Genomic DNA, 19132 nt, shown 5'->3' with positions numbered 1-19132 from the left:
ACAAGCGGTCAGTTTACTGACAAATCTTGTAACCCTTTTTTATAGCTTAAATTATTAATATCAATATTATTGGTAGAGAGTTGTAAATGTTCATTCAGTCTAATCAAGATTATTGTGATTTAACGTTTTCGGAACAAGATCGTTATTTTATGACTTATGCGTTGAAATTAGCGGATAACGCCGAAATGGAAGGTGAAATTCCAGTTGGAGCAGTGCTAGTTTCTTCTCAAGGTGAGATTATCGGTGAAGGGTGGAATCGGTCGATTATGTTATCTGATCCAACTGCTCACGCAGAAATTCAGGCGATCCGAATGGCAGGTAATAAGCTTAATAATTATCGCTTATTAGATACAACCCTCTATGTTACTCTTGAGCCTTGTACAATGTGTGCGGGAGCGATTTTACATAGTCGAATTGGGCGTTTAGTTTTTGGAGCGAAAGATTATAAAACAGGTGCAGTTGGTTCTAGGTTTCATTTCTTTGAAGACTATAAAATGAACCATTTATTGCAGGTTAGAGGGGGAGTAATGGCAAGGGATTGCAGTGAAAAAATTAGCCAATTTTTTCAAAAACGCCGAGCCGAACAAAAACGGCTCAAAGCGTTACAAGCGGTAATTTTAGACTAATTTTTTGCTAATTTAGCCTAAAAATTTTTGAATTGCTCGAATAACTGCATCTGGTTTTTCAGTATGCACCAAGTGATAGGCATTACTGACAATAAATAGTTTTGCATTAGGAAATTGGTCTAGCACAATTTTTGTATCTTTTTCTTGTAAATAATCTGATAACTCCCCTTTAATAAATAAGGTAGGCGTTTCAACATAGACTTTTTTCCAATCCATAATGTGATGATAATTATGGTATAAGCCAGACAGATTAAATTTAAAATATTCAGGACGTTGTGGATCGAAAGATTTGAGCATAAATTGCTGCACACCTGGATCGTGAATTCCTTTAGCAATTTCAATTTTTGCTTGTTGGCGGTTTTCTGGCTTTGCATTTTTAACAGCAAACAGTCCTTTAAAAATATCATCATGTCGATTGAGATGATATGGTACGGGCGCAATATCAATAACCACTAATTTACTAACTAATTTGGGAGCAAGTGCAGTTAAAGCCATTGCAGTTTTCCCCCCCATTGAATGCCCAATAACGATGGCATTACAGATTTCCAACTGCTCTAATAACTGTTTTATATCTTGTGCCATTAAGGCGTAGGTCATTTCATTAGAATGAAATGATTGCCCGTGATTACGTAGATCAATCTGTAAAATTGAGTAGTTTTCGTGAAAAGCACGGGTAATCACCCCGAGATTATTCAAATCGCCAAATAATCCGTGTAAAAAGATCATTGTAGGGGCGTTATCTGAAAGTTTTTGATAATGATAATGAAGTTGTTGTTCTGGGTTAGTCATATTCATAAAAAATTCGTTAAATTTCCAATAATTTAGCCTGTAAAAAGCATTTGAAATGCGTATAATGTTTAGGATTTTTCTGTAATCACGTATTTTAGGGGAAATAGATGAAAACGATCGAAATTGATGATGAATTATACCACTATATTGCTAGTCGTACTCAAGCTATTGGCGAAAATGCATCAGACATTTTACGGCGGTTATTGCGTTTACCTGCTTCTCCCCAGCCATTTGTGCTTGTGCAAGAACCAATGTCAAATGAAATAAAAACTCTTTCTAAAATATCTAAAAGTAAAAAGACAGTTTCTCAACAAGAAAAAACAATTAAGCGGGTTGAATCTGTGTTGAAATCTTCACTATTTACCAATGAAAAAAAGGTGGTTAATCGTTTTTTACAACTGCTCTCTGCTTTATATACCACAAATCCAGATGGTTTCTCCAGTGCAACAGGAAATGTACAAGGTAGTGAGCGTATTTATTTTGCTAGAGATAAGGAAGTAATTCTTGCCAAGGGGAGTAATCCAAAAGCGAAGCAAATTCCTCATTCACCATTTTGGGTTATTACTAATAATAATACGGAGCGCAAAGGAATTATTTTATCAGCGTTAATGACAACGATGGAACTTCCTGATGAGTTGATTGAGCGAGTAAAAGGGGCATTAGTTTAAATTTATTGTGAAACGAAAATGATAGACTTTCCTGTATTTCCAACGGCATATTGGGCAGACAAAGATGCTCATAAGACAGCTATTGTATGGAAAAAAGGAAATTCCGATCTTTTCCCTTTTCTTTCTGAACATATTTCTTGGCAAAATTGGCACTGTTTATTAGAACAAGCGGTTTTTTTATTAAAAAATAAGGGTGTTTCTGCACAAAGTTTAATTGCTTATTCAGGATCTCACCGTCTAGCAGGGCTTATCTGTTATTTATCAGCATTATTATTAGGGGCTAGAGTGTTAATGCTCAACCCTGCAATATCAATTAATCAGAAACGAGAGATCCTTAAAAATAATGGCGTACATTATTGTTTTGATGATATAGATTTTACACATTTTCAATTGGAGCTTACCGCTTGTCAGCTTCATCGTATTAATCTTCAAGCACCCGCAACATTCACTCTTACATCGGGATCATCAGGCTTTCCCAAAGCTGTGGTACATACAATTCATCAGCATTTAGAAAATGCTCAAGGCGTATGTGAATTAATGAATTTTCAACAGGGCAATTCGTGGCTATTAAGCTTGCCGTTATTTCACGTTTCAGGTCAGGGAATTATTTGGCGTTGGCTTTCAGTTGGTGCAACTTTGTGGATAAATGAAGAAAAAAACGATTTTTTTGTGTCATTAGCTCAAGTTAGCCACGCATCATTAGTGCCAACCCAGTTACAACGTTATTTACAGCAGACGGAAGTTAGTGTGGGCAATCATCAGAAAATTTTATTAGGTGGCGCATTTATTCCAGCCGAACTTATTATTCAAGCACAAACTCGACAGATTGAAACCTATGCAGGTTATGGAATGACTGAAATGGCATCAACTATCTGTGCTGTTAAAAATGAACGTCATCACGTTGGTAAGCCATTACAAGGAAGACGACTAAAAATTGATGAGCAAGGAGAAATTTGGGTTAGAGGGGCTGGGCTAGGTTTGGGATATTGGATTGATCAAACAATTATCCCATTTACCAATCAACAAGGTTGGTTTGCGACTAAAGATAAGGGGGAATTACGCTATGGCAATCTTGTGGTAATAGGACGGCGTGATAACTTATTTATTTCGGGGGGAGAAAATATTCAGCCCGAAGAAATTGAGCGTGTACTATTTCAGTCAGGTTTGGTTAAACAAGCTTTTATTGTACCGGTTGATGATCGTGAATTTGGACAGCGACCTGTTGCAGTTGTTGAGTTTCTTGAACCTTTTTCGCCACAAGCGGTCTTTTCCTTAGAAAATTTTGCTCGTCAGCATTTAGAAAAATTTAAATTACCTATAGCTTATTTCCCGTTAGAAACGTTATCACACACGGGGTTTAAAATTTCACGTAAATATCTTCAACAGCAAGTCGCATTGAAATTAAGAGAGAAAAATAATGTTTAAGCAATTATTCCTGTTATTTTTAGCGTTAAGCTATTTTGTACAGCCTCTTCAAGCAAAAGGCGTGGAAGATTTTGTATCTGTTGATGATATTCGTCTGCAATTAGAAGCATTAAAAAATAATACAAATTATTCAGCTGATGAAGCAACACGGCTATCTCAGAATTTAGAAGGTGCATTGGCGTTTGCAGAAAAAGCTAAAAAACAGCAGGAAGATATTGAACGGCTTGAACAAAAAATTAAAGATGGCCCTAAAATATTAAATGAATATAAAGAGCGAATTTCTCAGCTTAAAGAATCGTTAAATATTGGCGAAGATTTTAGCGTTTTAGGCATTAAAGTGCTTGAAAACCGTCAAGATCATATTCGCCAAAACTTACAACAGGTACAAGGGAACTTAACTGAAACTAGTTCAAGCCTCGCAAATTTACGTATTGCGTTGGATCAAAGCCGTCATCAAGTCATTGAAAATAATAGTAAGGCTGAAAAGCTCAATAAATGGAAATACAACCGTCAGGCGAGTAAATCTCTGATCGATAAATATAATGCAGAACTGAAATATTTAGAAAGTAATAATCGCTATAACTTAATGTTGGAGCAGAATATTGATCTGTTAATTTCAATTGATGAAGCGAAAAAAACAGAATTAAGTATTAAACAGCAAGTTTTGCAAAATAAATTAAATCAGTTACAAGAAATTTTAAATGCAAACCGCTTGAAAGAGTTTCAAGAACAGGCAAAACAGGCTGAACAGCTTAAGGCTTATCATAAAACTGAAAACCCGATTATTCAAGATGAGCTAAGCTACAACACAGATTTGAGCCAATATTTGGTAGAGCAAACAGAAAAAGCCAATAAATTATCCAAAGATAGTTTAAGAGCTAAAAATGTATTAGATGCCTTAACTCAAACTAAACGTAATATTGAGGAACAGATTAGTGCATTACAAGGAACGTTGGTACTTTCTCGAGTTATTTATCAACAAAAACAAAATTTACCGACAGAAAGTGTCATTAAAGATTTAGCAAAGGATATTGCAAAATTACGGGTAGAACTATTTGAATTTACGCAAACTCGTGATGAACTTTACAATATTTCAAACGTAATTGACCGCTTGCAAGCAGAGCATAAAGTGCTGTTTGATGATGAAGAACGACAAACGCTTGATAATTTATTGAAAGAGCGTGAAAAAATTGTCATTGATCTAGTAAAAATTTTAAATGCTCAGTTAAATCAATCTAATGAAATTGAAGTAACACAACGTCAGATCACTGAATTAAGCGATAAATTACAGCGAGATTTACAACAGCAGAGCTTTTGGGTGCCAAGTAATAACTCGATGGATCTTTCATGGTTAGAAAATTTTCCTCGTTTAGCTTTAGTCGAAGCAAGTAGCCTTGCAAAATATATCGGATTTGAAAATATTCAGCAGAATTTACCATCTAAATTTGCCTTTTTAGCGATACTTTTTTTACTCTACGGTTTAATTTTATGGAAAAAACCAGCGATCAAGAAACGGCTTTCAACTTTATCAAGTCAAGTAAATACTTTGAAAAGTGATAGCCATTGGCATACGCCAGAAGCAATGATATGGACGGTTGTTTTGGCTTTACCGAGTACATTGTTATTTTTGATTATTGCGACAATGGTATTGGGATTATTGTTTAATAATCCTTTTGTAACAACGGCTTGGCTAACGGAAATGACCGCTTATTGGCTATTTTTCGCAACAGTTTTAGCATTATTGCGCCCTAATGGATTAGCTTACCGCCACTTCGGTATGCCACAAGCAAGTAATGAGATTTTTCAGCGGATTGTGCGTCATTCAATTTGGATCATTATTTTATTACTCTCAGTAACATCTGTTTTCTCACAAGTTGATAGTATTGATTTTAGCGATGATGTAATTGGGCAAGTATTAATGATTGTTGCGTTAGCGCTTTGTTTATTTGTTGTGCGTCCGCTACTTGCCCGAGGTATTCAAGAATATCAAAATGCAATTTTAGAAGATGGTACTAAACGTGGTGTTGGATTATTTAAATTATTACGTCTAGTGTTGGTTATTATCCCTGTATTACTGATTGTGTTAATGGTATTCGGATATTATTACACCACGATTTATATCATCGAACATATTATTAAAAGTTATATTATTGCGTTGATCTGGGTTTTTGGGCGTTATTTTGCCTACCGCTTTTTAACTATTTCATCACGTAGAATGGCATATCGCCGTTTACAAACACAGCGTGAAAAAATTCGTGAACAGATTTTAGAACAGGGTAAAACTGATAGTACAAAGGAAACATTAAAAGAAGAAACCCGAGAAAATAAAATTAAAATTTCAACGGTAAATCAGCAGATTTTCCGAATGGCAGATCTTATTGCTTGGGTACTTCTGTTTATTTCACTTTATGCAATTTGGTCAGATCTCATTAGTGTTGCCTACTATTTGAATGGTATGGTTCTGTGGGAACAAGTCGAAACAACCTCAAAAGGTACGGTGGTTGAATCTGTCACATTGCTTAATATGTTGCGTTCTGTTGTTTATGTCACAGCGACTTATATGTTGGTTAAAAATATTGCAGGAATTTTAGAGGTAACCTTATTCTCTCGAGTAAAATTTTCGAAAGGAACACCTCATACTATTACGGCGGTATTAACTTACCTTATTGTAACCGTCGGTGGAATTTCCGCATTTTCTTCTCTTGGAATCTCGTGGAGTAAAATTCAATGGATATTTACCGCACTTTCAGTGGGTCTTGGTTTTGGTGTTAGGGAAATTTTTGGTAGTTTTGTTTCGGGAACCATTCTATTATTTGAACGTCCTATCCGTGTTGGTGATAAAGTAACCGTAGGGAACTTTTCAGGTGTGATCAGTAGAATAAGGTTACGCTCAACTACTCTATTAAATGATGAAAATAAAGAAGTCGTATTGCCTAACCAAGTGTTTGTAACGGATCGCTTTATAAACTGGACGCTTAATAATACTATTACGCGTTTACAAGTAGAGATGAAAATTAGCAATAGTAGTGATCTCAATCAGGTGCGTGAATTGTTATTCCAAGCAGCGGAAGATGCGCCTAAAATTCTAAAAGAGCCAGCGCCAAACGTGAATTTAGTCGCATTTGGAGAAGGTTGGATTGAACATCAGTTGAATGTGTATGTGGCTGAACTTGATGATCGTTCGGAAACACTAAATTTCTTGTATCAACGTATTGATGAATTATTTAAGCAGTATCAAATTAAAATCGCCTTCAAACAAGTTGATGTACATTTATATAATGCGTAGTTTCAGAATTTACAGCAACAAGCGGTGAGATTGCGTCATTTTTTAAAATAAGAAACAAGGAATTTTTATGGCAGGAAATAGTATTGGGCAGCTTTTTAAAGTAACAACATTTGGCGAATCACACGGGATTGCATTAGGGTGTATTATTGATGGCATTCCACCGAATATGACATTAAGTGAAGCGGATATTCAGCCTGATTTAGATCGCCGTAAACCGGGAACTTCCCGTTATACTACGCCACGTCGTGAAGATGATGAAGTTCAAATTTTATCGGGCGTGTTTGAAGGTAAAACAACGGGAACGAGTATCGGGTTAATTATTAAAAACAGTGATCAGCGTTCTAAAGATTATGGCGATATTATGGATAAATTTCGCCCTGGACACGCTGATTATACTTATCAGCAAAAATATGGTATTCGTGATTACCGTGGTGGGGGGCGTTCATCAGCACGAGAAACTGCAATGCGAGTTGCCGCAGGAGCTATCGCTAAAAAATATTTGCGAGAACAGTTTGGTATTGAAATTAGGGGCTATCTTTCTCAAATTGGACAGGTGAAGATTAACCCGCAATCAATCGAAAAAATTGATTGGGCACAAGTCAATAATAATCCTTTTTTTTGCCCGGATCCGTATGCTGTGGAGCAGTTTGATGAGCTAATTCGTGAATTGAAGAAAGAGGGAAATTCAATTGGTGCGAAACTGACTGTTATTGCTGAAAATGTGCCAGTGGGATTAGGTGAACCTGTATTTGATCGGCTTGATGCAGATTTGGCCCATGCATTGATGTCAATTAATGCAGTAAAAGGAGTTGAAATTGGAGATGGTTTTGACGTAGTTGAACAAAAAGGTTCAGAACATCGTGATGAAATGACCCCTGAAGGATTTTGTTCAAATCACGCAGGCGGAATTTTAGGTGGAATTAGTTCAGGACAGCCGATTATTGCTCATATAGCATTAAAACCTACATCGAGTATTACAGTTGTTGGGAAAAGTGTAAATATCAATAATGAAGCAGTAGAGGTAATTACAAAAGGAAGGCACGATCCCTGTGTTGGTATCCGGGCGGTTCCAATTGCGGAAGCAATGATGGCAATTGTGTTACTCGATCATCTTTTACGTTTTAAAGCACAGTGCCGTTAATTTTGATAAATATAAGCAGATTAAAAAGACGGTATTTAAACCGTCTTTTACTTTTTTAGATTGAATTATTTATTTGTTTTCTTATTTTTTGCGTGTTCAGCCATTTTTTGGCGAATACCACGGCGTTGCTGGGAGAGTTCAGCATTACGAATCATATAATCATCAACACGAGCTTCGTAATCTTCACGCATACTAGCGATAATAGCTTGAACTTCTTCAATGGACATCTCATTTGTGATGTATTGTGTTAAATTGTCCAATAATAAAACCCGTTTTTGGTTATCTCGAATTTTACGATCATTATCGGCTGTTTCTCTTAACAATTTGTTTTTTAAGCGATAAAGATGAACATATTCCAACATATCTTGGAATGATTGTTTTTTATTTTCCATAGTGATTTCCTTGAGTGAAAAATTTCTGTTAAATGCTAGACCTTTTATTCCAGTTCGTCAAAAGGTTTATCAGTGAATAGCCTAACAAAAATAAGGCTGTTATTTTATACCGCATTTATGATAAAATTCACAGGTTAATAGATAGTAAAAATTTAATTGGGAGCGAATAATGACGAGTGCGAATAAACGTTCTGTGCCAACACTATTTTCTGAAAAAACAGATATTTACAGCCATCAGGTCCGTATCGTTTTAGCTGAAAAAGGTGTTGCATATGAGATAGAAAATATCCAACCAGATATGATTTCTGAAGATCTAATGGAATTGAATCCACGAGGTACAATTCCAACTTTAGTTGATCGTGATTTAGTCTTATCTAATGCTCGCATTATTATGGAATACCTTGATGAACGTTTTCCACACCCGCCATTGATGCCTGTTTATCCAGTGTTGCGTGCACAATGTCGGTTAAATATGCACCGTATTCAAAATGATTGGTACTCATTGATTGATTTTGTGAATAAAGATCCATCAACTGATGAAGCGAAAAAAGTGCTAAAACAGTTGCGTGATGAAATATTAGCGCTTGCACCAGTATTTGCAGAAACACAATATTTTTTAAGTGAAGATTTTAGCTTAGTTGATTGCTATGTTGTACCGTTATTATGGCGTATGCACAATTTAGGCGTTGAATTTACGGGAGCAGGCAGCAAAGCAGTAAGAGATTACATGAGTAGATCATTTAAACGTGAAAGTTTTATACAGTCTGTCGGTGGCAGTGCGCCTAAGAATTTAATGGATGATAAAGATTAATGAAGCCGTTACGCCCTTATCTCTATCACGCTTATTATCATTGGCTGATAGATAATGATTTAACGCCATATTTGTTGGTTAATGTAGATTACCCGAATGTTGATGTTCCCACTGAATTTATTCGTGATGGTAAAATTATTTTAAACATTTCACCAAGATCTATCGGGCAATATGTGGTAACTGATGAAACTATTAGTTTTAATGCACGTTTTCAAGGAATGTTAAGGGATATTTATATTCCATTTGGAGCGTTAGAAGCGATTTATGCTCAAGAAACGGGTGATGGAGTAATGTTCCAAGAAGAAAGTTATTATGACAGCGAACGTTATTTAGAGAGAACCCAACAATCAGTAACGATTGAAAAGAGCAAACCGAAAAAAGATCTACCAAAACGTAAATCTACTCATCTAAAGTTAGTAAAATAGCTTTTCTACAAGCGGTGTGATTTCTATATAATTTGTAATATTTAGGTATCTGCAAAATCGTATAGAAATTACGTCGCTTTTTATTTAGCCCTTCTTTTTTATTTATTCTCAAAGTAAAAGTTACTTTTTATCTATATCTACCATATTTATATTTGTACTACCTTAATAGTTTTTTCCTTATATCTTAATAAGATACAAAAATTGATAAATTCACCGCTTGTTGCTCAGCTGTATCAGTAAATTTCACAAAATCGTACTGTATTTTTTACAGTGAAAATAAAATTTTACAATTTGTTTTTTTATTTGCTAGAATAGTTCTAAATTGATTTTTGGAGGTATGATGAAACATAGAATTTTAGGAAGCGCTTTGTTGATTGCGGGCACAACAATTGGGGCAGGTATGTTGGCAATGCCACTCACTTCTGCGGGAATGGGATTTGGAATGACCGTCGTATTATTAGTGGGATTATGTGCCTTGCTAACTTATACTGGCTTGCTGTTTATGGAAGTGTATCAAACTGCAGAAAAACAAGATGTGGGAGTGGCAAGCCTTGCTGAACAATATTTTGGAATGATGGGGCGAGTGTTAGCGACATTGAGCTTACTTGTCTTGCTTTATGCGCTATTAGCTGCCTATATTTCAGGTGGTGGTTCACTATTTTCTGGTGTTTTACCTATGATAGATTCGCCAGAAACAACCTCTAAAATTGGCATTTTACTATTTACGCTCATTTTGGGTAGTTTTGTTGCTATGGGTATCAAAGGAGTCGATGGTTTAACCAGGGTGCTTTTCTTAGGGAAAATTGTTGCTTTCATATTTGTGTTATTAATGATGTTACCTAAAGCCAAATTAGAGAATTTAACTGCTGTACCATTAGATAATTTACTGGTTATTTCTGCTGTACCTATTTTCTTTACCTCTTTTGGGTTTCACGTCATTATGGGCAGTATTAATAGCTATCTTGATGCAGATATTCGTAAAATTCGAGTTGCAATTTTAATTGGAATAATGATTCCGTTAAGTGCTTATCTCTTATGGCAACTTGCCACACACGGAATGTTAAGCCAAAATGAATTTTCAGAATTAGTGAAACAAGATCCAAGTTTAAATGGATTAGTCAAAGCTATTTCACAAATTACAGGCAGTACATTATTAGGTGAAGTAGTACGTATTTTCTCAACATTAGCGTTGATTACTTCATTTTTAGGGGTTGCGATGGGAATTTTTGAAGGGGTTGGGGATCTGCTTAAGCGCTTTAACTTACCAAGTAATCGTGCTGTGTTGTCGTTCTTAACCTTTATCCCACCACTGATTTTTGCTCTATTCTATCCAAATGGGTTTATTGCAGCATTAGGTTATGCAGGATTACTTTTCGCTTTCTATGGTTTAATTTTACCAATCGGATTAGCGTGGAAAGCTCGCCAACAGCATCCTAATTTGCCTTATCGTGTTGCAGGTGGAAACACTGGTTTAGTTATTACATTGATATTAGGAATTATGATTATCATTATTCCCGTGTTAATTCAAAATGGCATTTTACCTTCAGTAGTTGGTTAAGTTTTAGAAAAAGAATATTTAGTTAGAATAATAAAGAGCGCCTTTTAGGCGCTCTTTGAACAAATAACAAGCGGTTAGATAGCCCTTAAATTTTACTCCTTAACGTAATTTTTTATTACCATTGATAGACAAAGTATTTCAATTCAGTAGAATAGCTAAATAGAACAAACTGCTAAAAAGGTTTAAAAATGGAAAATAAAAAACTACCAAAAGCGTTAGATGCTATTGATTTTAAAATCTTAAATGAATTGCAACGCAACGGGAAAATTTCAAATATTGAGTTATCAAAACGGGTGGGATTATCTCCTACACCTTGTTTAGAACGTGTAAAACGATTAGAAAAACAAAATGTAATAATGGGCTATCGTGCATTGCTTAACCCTGAATTATTAGAAGCACCATTATTGATTTTAGTTGAAATTACCTTGGTGCGTGGTAAACCTGATGTTTTTGAAGAGTTTAACAAAGCCATTCAGCAATTAGATGAAATTCAAGAATGCCATCTTGTTTCAGGAGATTTTGACTATTTGCTTAAAACTCGAGTAGCGGATATGGCTGAATATCGTAAATTGCTTGGTACAACATTATTGCGTCTGCCAGGCGTGAACGACACACGAACCTATGTAGTAATGGAAGAAGTGAAGCAAACAAATTATTTATTATTGAAATAATTTGTTTGAATGATGCAAATTTCTGCTGTTGAAAGAAAATAGGTAATTTATTTTAGTATAGTGAGTGGTAATAAGGATCTTGTGTGATTGAAGGATTAAAAGGAAAAGCAAATATCGTCAAATTTATGTTGATTGCCATTGCAATGTGCGGGGTCTATTTGGTTGTTGCTTGGGCAAGTTACAGCCCGCTAGACAATGGGTGGTCAGTTGCAAGTAGTGTAACAGAGAGGGTGTTAAATAAAGCTGGAGGATTAGGCGCTTGGCTTATTGATTTGCTATTTTCAATGTTTGGACATCTTGCTTTTTTTGTCCCTTTTGTATTCGTATTTGTGCCAACTTATTTAGTATTTCAAGGCTATGAGAAGCTAACGTGGCGGCAAGCATTTTTTTGGGTACTAAGTTTTGTCATTTTGATGATTGGGCTTTCGGGCTTAGCCAGTGTATTGTTCTCTAATTCAGTTGCTTACCTTGCTGGTGGATTTGTTGGTGCGATATTAGCAAATTTAGCAGGGGGGATATTGGGTGTATTTGGCACGTTATTCTGCTCAATGATTTTAACAACTATTGGGTTTTATTTTTGTTCAGGGCAAATTATTTTACAACTATTTAACCGCCTATATGATTGGATTTTAGAAGAAAAAATTCCGCTTAAATCAGTTAGTGAAGAACTTGACATTACACAGCAAGCGGTTAGTCCTATAGAAAAAAATGTGGTTGAAACCGATGAATGTAAAACGACTGAATTACAAGCGGACAAAAGAAATACTAACCCTATTAAATTAGAGCAGAAACAATCTAACACAGAACAACCAATAGAGGCACAACTTACTGATGTGTCTGTTTTTACTCGTCCAAATATTACAGGATTAAAGGCTGAACCTGCATCAGTCCCTCCCTCTTCTCATAAAGCATCTACCATGTTTATGGTTGAAAATGATACGGTATTGCCTAATGTGAGAGTACCTGAGTTTACACGACAAACAAAAATCCCCCCAGTTTTTGAAAATAAGCAGTCGGCGGATATTACTTCTGAACCGATGTTAGAAAATAATGAATTAGCGTTTCCCACTATTCGCCTTAAACCGAGTGTGGCCCAACCAGAGCAAGTAATAGCAAATGAGGATAATAAAATGATGATTCACAAAAAAGAAGAAAATTTACTAAAATCTAAAGAAGTAATCAGAGAAGTTGGTAGAGAGCGATCCTCAAAAACTAGAGCTATTGAAGTTGAAAATATAGCAGAGTTGGAAGGAACTAAAGAACTCGAACAAGATCCTTTCATTGAAATGCCAAAAGTCAGTGTGATCAACTCACCTAATTTTTTAAAATCAACGAATGAAATAGCTATTCCTGAACCTGTTAAAGAGGAAGAAGCTGAACAAGCGGTTAGTTCTCCAGCAAAAACAGCTTATCCGAAAGGCTATGGTGAGAGTTTAATTCACCCATTATTAGATCGTAAAAAGCAGATTGAAAAACCAACAACTCCGTTGCCAACGTTAGATCTATTAAGTGAAAGCACTCACGAACCTCAGCAAATTACGGAAAATGAGATTATTGAAACCTCTGCACGGATTGAACAAGAACTGGCTAATTTTGGGGTAAAAGCGACTGTTGAAGATGTGCTAGTTGGACCAGTGGTAACACGCTATGAAATTAAACCTGCGGCGGGAGTGAAAGCGAGTAAAATTACGAATTTAGATAGTGATTTAGCTCGAGCGTTAATTTTTAAAGCTATTCGGATAACCGATGTCGTTCCAGGTAAGCCATTTATGGGGATTGAAACACCAAATCGCCACCGCCAAACGGTATGGCTGCGAGATGTATTAGATAGCCCTGAATTTCATCATAGCAAAGCGATTTTACCAATGGCGTTAGGTAAAGATATTAGTGGCAATCCTGTGGTCGTAGATATGGCGAAAATGCCTCATCTATTAGTTGCAGGGCAAACAGGGGGAGGTAAATCTGTCGGAGTAAACTCAATGATTTTAAGCCTATTATTTAAATTAAGCCCTGAACAAGTTCGATTTATTATGATAGATCCTAAAGTTGTTGAACTTTCTATTTATAACGATATTCCACATTTATTGACTCCAGTGGTAACTGATACTAAAAAAGCGGAAAATGCGTTACGCTGGGCAGTAGAAGAGATGGAAAGGCGCTATCTATTGGTAAGTAGCTTGGGGGTAAGAAGTATTGAGGGCTATAACCACAAAATTGATCAGGCAGCAGAAATGGATTTACCTATTCCAAATCCATTATGGCGACCGGGAGATACAATGGATAGTCTGCCACCACCATTGAAAAAAATGAGCTATATTGTATTAATTGTTGATGAGTTTGCTGATTTAATGATGTCCGTGGGTAAACAGGTTGAAGATCATATTATGCGAATTGCACAAAAAGCCCGAGCTGTTGGAATTCATCTTATTCTAGCGACACAACGCCCTTCTGCCGATGTGATTACTGGGGTAATTAAGGCAAATATTCCGAGCCGAATAGCTTTTACCGTTGCAAGTCAAATTGACTCACGCACAATTTTGGATAAAGGTGGGGCAGAAAGTTTACTTGGTCGGGGGGATATGCTCTATTCAGGTGCAGGTAGCCCTGAAATTATTCGTATTCACGGGGCATTTATGACAGATGATGATGTTCAGCGTGTGGCAGATAATTGGCGAGCAAGAGGGAAACCTGAGTATATTGAAAGTATTACAGAATCTTCAGAAGAAGGTGAAAGTTCAGAGCGTACTGTGGGGAATGATGTCGATCCATTGTTTGATGAAATTACACAATATGTTATTGACAGTAACGTAACGTCTATTAGCGGTATTCAACGACGTTTTTCAATCGGTTTTAACCGTGCAGCACGTATTATTGATCAAATGGAAGAACAACGAATTATTTCATCGCCTGATAATCGTGGTAAGCGAGAAGTATTGGCTCGTTAGTGATAATCGTAAATACAAGCGGTGATTTTAACGTAAAATTTTGCGATAAACAGACCGCTTGTTAAGTAAAAATGTGAGAAAGGAACGATATGCGTTTAGATGATGAAAGAGAAAGCCGTAATGTTGAAGATCGTAGAGGGGCTTCAAATAGTGGCGGGAGAAGAATGCCAATCGGTAAAGGTAAAGGCGGAATTCTTAGCATTATAATTTTACTGGTTGGGGCTTATTATGGCGTAGATTTATCGGGTATTGTAGGCTTAGGGCAAGAAACTACCCAATCACAGCAATCGACTATTTCTGCTAATGAAGAAACTGAATTAAATACATTATCTCGTAAAGTCTTAACCACAACGGAACGTGTTTGGGGTAATTATTTCCGCCAAAATGGAATGAATTATCGTGAGCCAACACTGGTGTTATATCGTGGTACAACACAAACTGCGTGTGGAACTGGGCAGTCAGTTATGGGGCCGTTTTATTGCCCTATTGATGAAAAAATTTATCTCGATTTATCTTTTTATGAAGATATGAAACATCAGCTACGGGCGTCGGGAGATTTTGCTTTTGCGTATGTTATTGCTCACGAAGTTGGACATCATATTCAACAACAATTGGGCATTACTAAACAAACTCAACGGTTACAACAGAATGCGACTAGTCAAAAAATAGCAAATAAAATTTCTGTGAATGTTGAATTGCAGGCGGACTGCTTTGCTGGTGTATGGGGGCATCAAATTCAGCGAGAAGGTCGATTAGAGTCGGGTGATGTTGAGGAAGCTTTTTTAGCGGCTGAAGCTGTGGGCGATGATCGCCTACAAAAGCAGAGACAAGGGCGAGTTATTCCAGATAGCTTTACTCACGGGTCATCAGCACAACGTTTAGCGTGGTTTAGAAAAGGTTTAGCATCAGGCGATCCTAATGTGTGTAATACTTTTTCACAATAGGGTTGAAAGCGTAACAGATTTTTGATGAGCGAAAAAGTGTAGCCTACTTTCCATACTTATAAATAAAATGGGCTTTCTATACTAATAATTTAAGAGGCAAATATGACATATAAAAACGACGATCTTCGGATCAATAATATAGAAGAATTACTTCCCCCAGTCGCATTATTAGAGCGTTTTCCTGCTAGTGATGTGGCAGCTGAAACGGTTGCTAAAGCACGTTTGGCGGTACATCGTATTTTAAAAGGCGAAGATGACCGCTTGTTAGTCGTGATTGGCCCTTGTTCTATCCACGATCCAAAAGCAGCGTTGGAGTATGCACATAAAATTCAACAAATGCGGGCGAATCCTAAAATTAACCAGAATTTAGAAGTGATTATGCGTGTCTATTTTGAAAAGCCACGTACTACAGTCGGTTGGAAAGGGCTTATTAACGATCCTTATTTGAATGAAACTTTTGCATTAAATGATGGGCTTCGTATTGCTCGTAAAGTTCTTTCTGATATTAATGATTTAACAGTACCTACGGCAGGTGAATTTTTAGATATGATCACCCCACAATATATGGCTGATTTTATGAGTTGGGGTGCCATTGGGGCGAGAACGACAGAATCACAAGTTCACCGAGAATTAGCATCGGGATTGTCTTGTGCCGTTGGTTTTAAAAACGCAACCAATGGGAATGTAAAAATTGCTCTTGATGCTATTGGTACCGCAGAAGCTCCTCACCATTTCTTATCGGTAACAAAATTTGGACATTCAGCGATTGTTTCTACTAAAGGTAATCCTGATTGCCATATTATTTTACGAGGGGGAGATAGTGGTACAAATTATGATGAGAATGCTATCAATTTAGTGTGTGAAGATATTGCTAAGGCAGGGCGTCGTCCTCATGTAATGGTTGATTTTAGCCATGCTAATAGTCAAAAACAGTTCAAACGCCAGTTAAATGTGTGCGATGATGTCTGCCAACAAATAGCCAATGGCTCTCATAAAATTTCAGGTGTAATGATCGAAAGCCATTTAGTTGAGGGACGACAAGATCTAACAGGCAATAAAGCATTAACTTATGGGCAGAGTATTACTGATGGCTGTATTGGTTGGGAAGATAGTGAAAAAGTATTATTCCAATTAGCTAAAGCCATCGAACAACGTCGTACTAAAAGCTAAGCCTTAAAAAATTATACTTATTAAGATAACAACTTTATGGGCGGTAATATGCCCACTATTATTTATAAAATCCAATGAAAACAATTTTAGTTTTAGATACCGCAACCGAAGCTTGTTCTGTTGCATTATTACATCAAGGAATAATAACCTCTTTAGATGAATTAAGTCCACGCACCCATACACAACGTATTTTACCTATGGTTGATGAACTACTTGATAAAGCAGGTATTTCAATTAAGCAGGTTGAATTATTAGGGTTTGGACGAGGACCAGGAAGTTTTACTGGTGTTCGAGTTGGTGTTGGTATAGCCCAAGGGTTAGCAATGGGCGCTGAATTGCCTGTTGTACCTGTATCAAATTTATTAGCAATGGCAGAAGCGGTTTACCAAAAGTCAGGTAATGCAGATGTTGTTGCTTTAATTGATGCTCGAATGAGTGAAGTATATTTCGCACAATTTAGCCGTTCAGATTTAGGTTGGCAAGAAATTGTACCAGAGCAAGTATGTTCAGCAGAAAAAGCTATTGAGCAAATTCAGTTAGAGCGTAATCCCATTGTGGTTGGTACTGGTTGGCAGGCGTATTCGGCATTTTCTGAAGCGGACTTACCGCTTGTTGTGAGTGATATTACACTTCCTTCTGCCAAATTTATGTTGCCTTTGGTGATAAAATCTTATGAACTGGGTAAAACAAAATCAGCAATGGAAATTGAGCCTGTGTATCTTCGCAATGAAGTAACTTGGCAGAAATTACCTCACAAGCGGTAAGATTAGGATAATTTTTTACAGCCGATAAGCATTATACTTATCGGCATTTTTATTATTGATAACACAGTGATTAAAATAATGCTTTATGCAATGCGCGTATAATTTCGTCAGCGTCTTGATTTCTTACTAATGTGCAGACATTATTTGTGCTTGCGCCATAACCAATAAGCCGTATGCTATAAGGTGATAATGTCTCAAATAGCTGCTTAGCAATCCCTGCTTGTAAGTGTAAATTGTTGCCAATAATGGCAACTAATGAAAGATCTTGCTCTACCTGTACTTTACATAGTGTGCGTAATTCATCTAATAAAGCGTCAGATAAAATATCTGATCCTGAAGAAGCCGAACCTGTTTTATCTAAAGTAATCGCAATACTCACCTCTGATGTAGTAACAACATCAACCGAGATTTGATGTTTGGCCAAAATACCAAATACATTCGCTAAAAAACCGTGAGAGTGGAGCATACTGAGGCTTGAAAGTGTTAGTAAAATTTGGTTTCGGCGTAGAGCTAATGCCCTAACTGTTGGGCGTAGAGTTGGATTTTGAGTTACCCAAGTTCCGCCTTGTTCTGGAGTCTTACTTGAGCCAACAAATACGGGAATATTACTGCGTACAGCAGGAAGTAATGTTGCTGGGTGAAGCACCTTTGCACCAAATGTTGCCATTTCTGAGGCTTCATTAAAACTAATTGAATCAATACGTTTTGCATCAGCAACGATGCGAGGATCCGTTGTGTAGATACCAGGTACATCTGTCCAAATCAGAACGTCATTTGCATTTAATACTTCAGCAAGTAAGGCAGCGGAATAATCACTACCACCACGCCCGAGTGTTGTGGTTTTTCCATCATCATCACGCCCAATAAAACCTTGAGTAATTACAATATTACCATTATCTAATAATGGTTTGAGCTTTATTGAGGCTTGCTGGATAGTTTTTTCATCATTCGGAATAGCTTTACCATAATGGCTATTTGTTGCGATGACGTCTCTAACATCAAACCAAGTAGCTGGAATATTTTTTTCTTTGAGTAGTTGAGTAAAAATATGAGTAGACATCATTTCTCCTTGGCAGATAATTTCATCTGCTAATGCCATTGATGTCGAAAGGCTTGCAGATTCTGCAAGGTTGGCAATATGCTGTAAAATAGCTTTAATTTTTTCGGTAACACTTTCTGGTTGAGCAAGTTTTTCAATGATATTGAATTGGATATTGTGAATGGTGTTTAAAATTTCGGCACGTCGTTCATTGTTACATCCGTTAGCTAATTCTACTAAATAATTAGTAACGCCAGCTGAAGCAGAAAGGACGATGACTTTAATATTGGAATCAGCGGTTACAATATTGGCACAAGCGGTCATTGAGTCAAAATTAGCAACGCTAGTTCCACCAAATTTTGCAACAGACATAACGGACAGAGATGACATAATGGCATTTCCTATAAACATAATCAGTTAGGTAAAGTTTAAGTGTAGAAATAACTTTTTTTTATTTTTGTGTCAAATAAAATTTATT

16 protein-coding genes are annotated in these 19132 nt (G+C 36.6%); 13 read left to right on the top strand and 3 right to left on the bottom strand.

Features of this window, described 5'->3' with window-relative positions; all coding sequences use genetic code 11:
* Positions 1-86 precede the first annotated feature (86 nt).
* The gene (tadA, locus tag A6B43_RS00575) at positions 87-626 is read left to right on the top strand and encodes a tRNA adenosine(34) deaminase TadA (RefSeq protein ID WP_124210655.1); all 540 of its coding nucleotides are present in this window, start codon (positions 87-89) and stop codon (positions 624-626) included.
* 12 nt (positions 627-638) lie between these two features.
* Here the strand turns inward: tadA and A6B43_RS00570 are convergent, their stop codons facing one another.
* Positions 639-1415, bottom strand: a complete 777-nt coding sequence (locus A6B43_RS00570; protein WP_124211025.1) for an alpha/beta fold hydrolase — start codon at positions 1413-1415, stop codon at positions 639-641.
* Between the two features lie 107 nt (positions 1416-1522).
* Between A6B43_RS00570 and seqA the strand changes: the two genes are divergently transcribed.
* The 4 genes from seqA to aroC all read left to right on the top strand — a co-directional run bounded on the left by seqA (position 1523) and on the right by aroC (position 7935).
* Positions 1523-2083: a replication initiation negative regulator SeqA gene (gene seqA / locus A6B43_RS00565; protein WP_124210654.1), complete on the top strand. Its 561-nt coding sequence runs from the start codon at positions 1523-1525 to the stop codon at positions 2081-2083.
* A gap of 18 nt (positions 2084-2101) precedes the next feature.
* Entirely contained in the window at positions 2102-3508 is a 1407-nt protein-coding gene (gene menE, locus A6B43_RS00560; RefSeq protein ID WP_124210653.1) for an o-succinylbenzoate--CoA ligase, read from the top strand.
* Positions 3501-6794 carry a mechanosensitive channel MscK gene (mscK, locus tag A6B43_RS00555; protein WP_124210652.1) on the top strand — a complete coding sequence of 1098 codons (3294 nt, stop codon included), beginning with the start codon at positions 3501-3503 and terminating at the stop codon, positions 6792-6794. The genes menE and mscK overlap by 8 nt, the downstream gene beginning before the upstream one ends.
* A gap of 67 nt (positions 6795-6861) precedes the next feature.
* Positions 6862-7935, top strand: a complete 1074-nt coding sequence (aroC, locus tag A6B43_RS00550; RefSeq protein WP_124210651.1) for a chorismate synthase — start codon at positions 6862-6864, stop codon at positions 7933-7935.
* A gap of 65 nt (positions 7936-8000) precedes the next feature.
* On the opposite strand, the gene A6B43_RS00545 is transcribed toward aroC, so the two are convergent.
* Positions 8001-8327: a DUF496 family protein gene (locus tag A6B43_RS00545; protein WP_124210650.1), complete on the bottom strand. Its 327-nt coding sequence runs from the start codon at positions 8325-8327 to the stop codon at positions 8001-8003.
* Between the two features lie 166 nt (positions 8328-8493).
* Between A6B43_RS00545 and A6B43_RS00540 the strand changes: the two genes are divergently transcribed.
* From A6B43_RS00540 to tsaB, 8 genes are all read left to right on the top strand, one after another.
* Entirely contained in the window at positions 8494-9138 is a 645-nt protein-coding gene (locus A6B43_RS00540) for a glutathione S-transferase N-terminal domain-containing protein (RefSeq protein WP_124210649.1), read from the top strand.
* Positions 9138-9563 carry a ClpXP protease specificity-enhancing factor gene (locus A6B43_RS00535; protein WP_124210648.1) on the top strand — a complete coding sequence of 142 codons (426 nt, stop codon included), beginning with the start codon at positions 9138-9140 and terminating at the stop codon, positions 9561-9563. Before A6B43_RS00540 ends, A6B43_RS00535 begins: the two co-directional genes overlap by 1 nt.
* A 340-nt stretch (positions 9564-9903) precedes the next feature.
* Positions 9904-11121 (top strand): aromatic amino acid transport family protein, encoded by a 1218-nt coding sequence (locus A6B43_RS00530; protein WP_124211024.1) that lies wholly within the window; start codon positions 9904-9906, stop codon positions 11119-11121.
* A gap of 188 nt (positions 11122-11309) precedes the next feature.
* Positions 11310-11792: a leucine-responsive transcriptional regulator Lrp gene (lrp, locus tag A6B43_RS00525; protein WP_124210647.1), complete on the top strand. Its 483-nt coding sequence runs from the start codon at positions 11310-11312 to the stop codon at positions 11790-11792.
* 125 nt (positions 11793-11917) lie between these two features.
* A complete protein-coding gene (locus A6B43_RS00520; RefSeq protein WP_124211023.1) occupies positions 11918-14737 on the top strand; it encodes a DNA translocase FtsK in 2820 nt (939 codons plus the stop codon).
* A gap of 89 nt (positions 14738-14826) precedes the next feature.
* Entirely contained in the window at positions 14827-15681 is an 855-nt protein-coding gene (ypfJ, locus tag A6B43_RS00515; protein ID WP_124210646.1) for a KPN_02809 family neutral zinc metallopeptidase, read from the top strand.
* Positions 15682-15783: 102 nt separating this feature from the next.
* Positions 15784-16851: a 3-deoxy-7-phosphoheptulonate synthase AroG gene (aroG, locus tag A6B43_RS00510; protein WP_124210645.1), complete on the top strand. Its 1068-nt coding sequence runs from the start codon at positions 15784-15786 to the stop codon at positions 16849-16851.
* A gap of 74 nt (positions 16852-16925) precedes the next feature.
* A complete protein-coding gene (gene tsaB / locus A6B43_RS00505; RefSeq protein WP_124210644.1) occupies positions 16926-17615 on the top strand; it encodes a tRNA (adenosine(37)-N6)-threonylcarbamoyltransferase complex dimerization subunit type 1 TsaB in 690 nt (229 codons plus the stop codon).
* Between the two features lie 70 nt (positions 17616-17685).
* Here the strand turns inward: tsaB and lysC are convergent, their stop codons facing one another.
* A complete protein-coding gene (gene lysC, locus A6B43_RS00500) occupies positions 17686-19035 on the bottom strand; it encodes a lysine-sensitive aspartokinase 3 (protein WP_124211022.1) in 1350 nt (449 codons plus the stop codon).
* Positions 19036-19132 lie beyond the last annotated feature (97 nt).

The organism is Vespertiliibacter pulmonis, assembly GCF_013377275.1.
GTDB classification, from domain to species: domain Bacteria; phylum Pseudomonadota; class Gammaproteobacteria; order Enterobacterales; family Pasteurellaceae; genus Vespertiliibacter; species Vespertiliibacter pulmonis.
The sequence above is the reverse complement of the archived record's forward strand: the minus strand, read 5'-3'. Positions and strand labels throughout refer to the sequence as shown.

Coding starts and splice junctions, on each gene's coding strand:
- tadA (WP_124210655.1), top strand. CDS start 87: ATGTTCATTCAGTCTAATCAAGATTATTGTGATTTAACGTTTTCGGAA.
- A6B43_RS00570 (WP_124211025.1), bottom strand. CDS start 1,415: ATGACTAACCCAGAACAACAACTTCATTATCATTATCAAAAACTTTCA.
- seqA (WP_124210654.1), top strand. CDS start 1,523: ATGAAAACGATCGAAATTGATGATGAATTATACCACTATATTGCTAGT.
- menE (WP_124210653.1), top strand. CDS start 2,102: ATGATAGACTTTCCTGTATTTCCAACGGCATATTGGGCAGACAAAGAT.
- mscK (WP_124210652.1), top strand. CDS start 3,501: ATGTTTAAGCAATTATTCCTGTTATTTTTAGCGTTAAGCTATTTTGTA.
- aroC (WP_124210651.1), top strand. CDS start 6,862: ATGGCAGGAAATAGTATTGGGCAGCTTTTTAAAGTAACAACATTTGGC.
- A6B43_RS00545 (WP_124210650.1), bottom strand. CDS start 8,327: ATGGAAAATAAAAAACAATCATTCCAAGATATGTTGGAATATGTTCAT.
- A6B43_RS00535 (WP_124210648.1), top strand. CDS start 9,138: ATGAAGCCGTTACGCCCTTATCTCTATCACGCTTATTATCATTGGCTG.
- A6B43_RS00530 (WP_124211024.1), top strand. CDS start 9,904: ATGAAACATAGAATTTTAGGAAGCGCTTTGTTGATTGCGGGCACAACA.
- lrp (WP_124210647.1), top strand. CDS start 11,310: ATGGAAAATAAAAAACTACCAAAAGCGTTAGATGCTATTGATTTTAAA.
- A6B43_RS00520 (WP_124211023.1), top strand. CDS start 11,918: ATGTTGATTGCCATTGCAATGTGCGGGGTCTATTTGGTTGTTGCTTGG.
- ypfJ (WP_124210646.1), top strand. CDS start 14,827: ATGCGTTTAGATGATGAAAGAGAAAGCCGTAATGTTGAAGATCGTAGA.
- aroG (WP_124210645.1), top strand. CDS start 15,784: ATGACATATAAAAACGACGATCTTCGGATCAATAATATAGAAGAATTA.
- tsaB (WP_124210644.1), top strand. CDS start 16,926: ATGAAAACAATTTTAGTTTTAGATACCGCAACCGAAGCTTGTTCTGTT.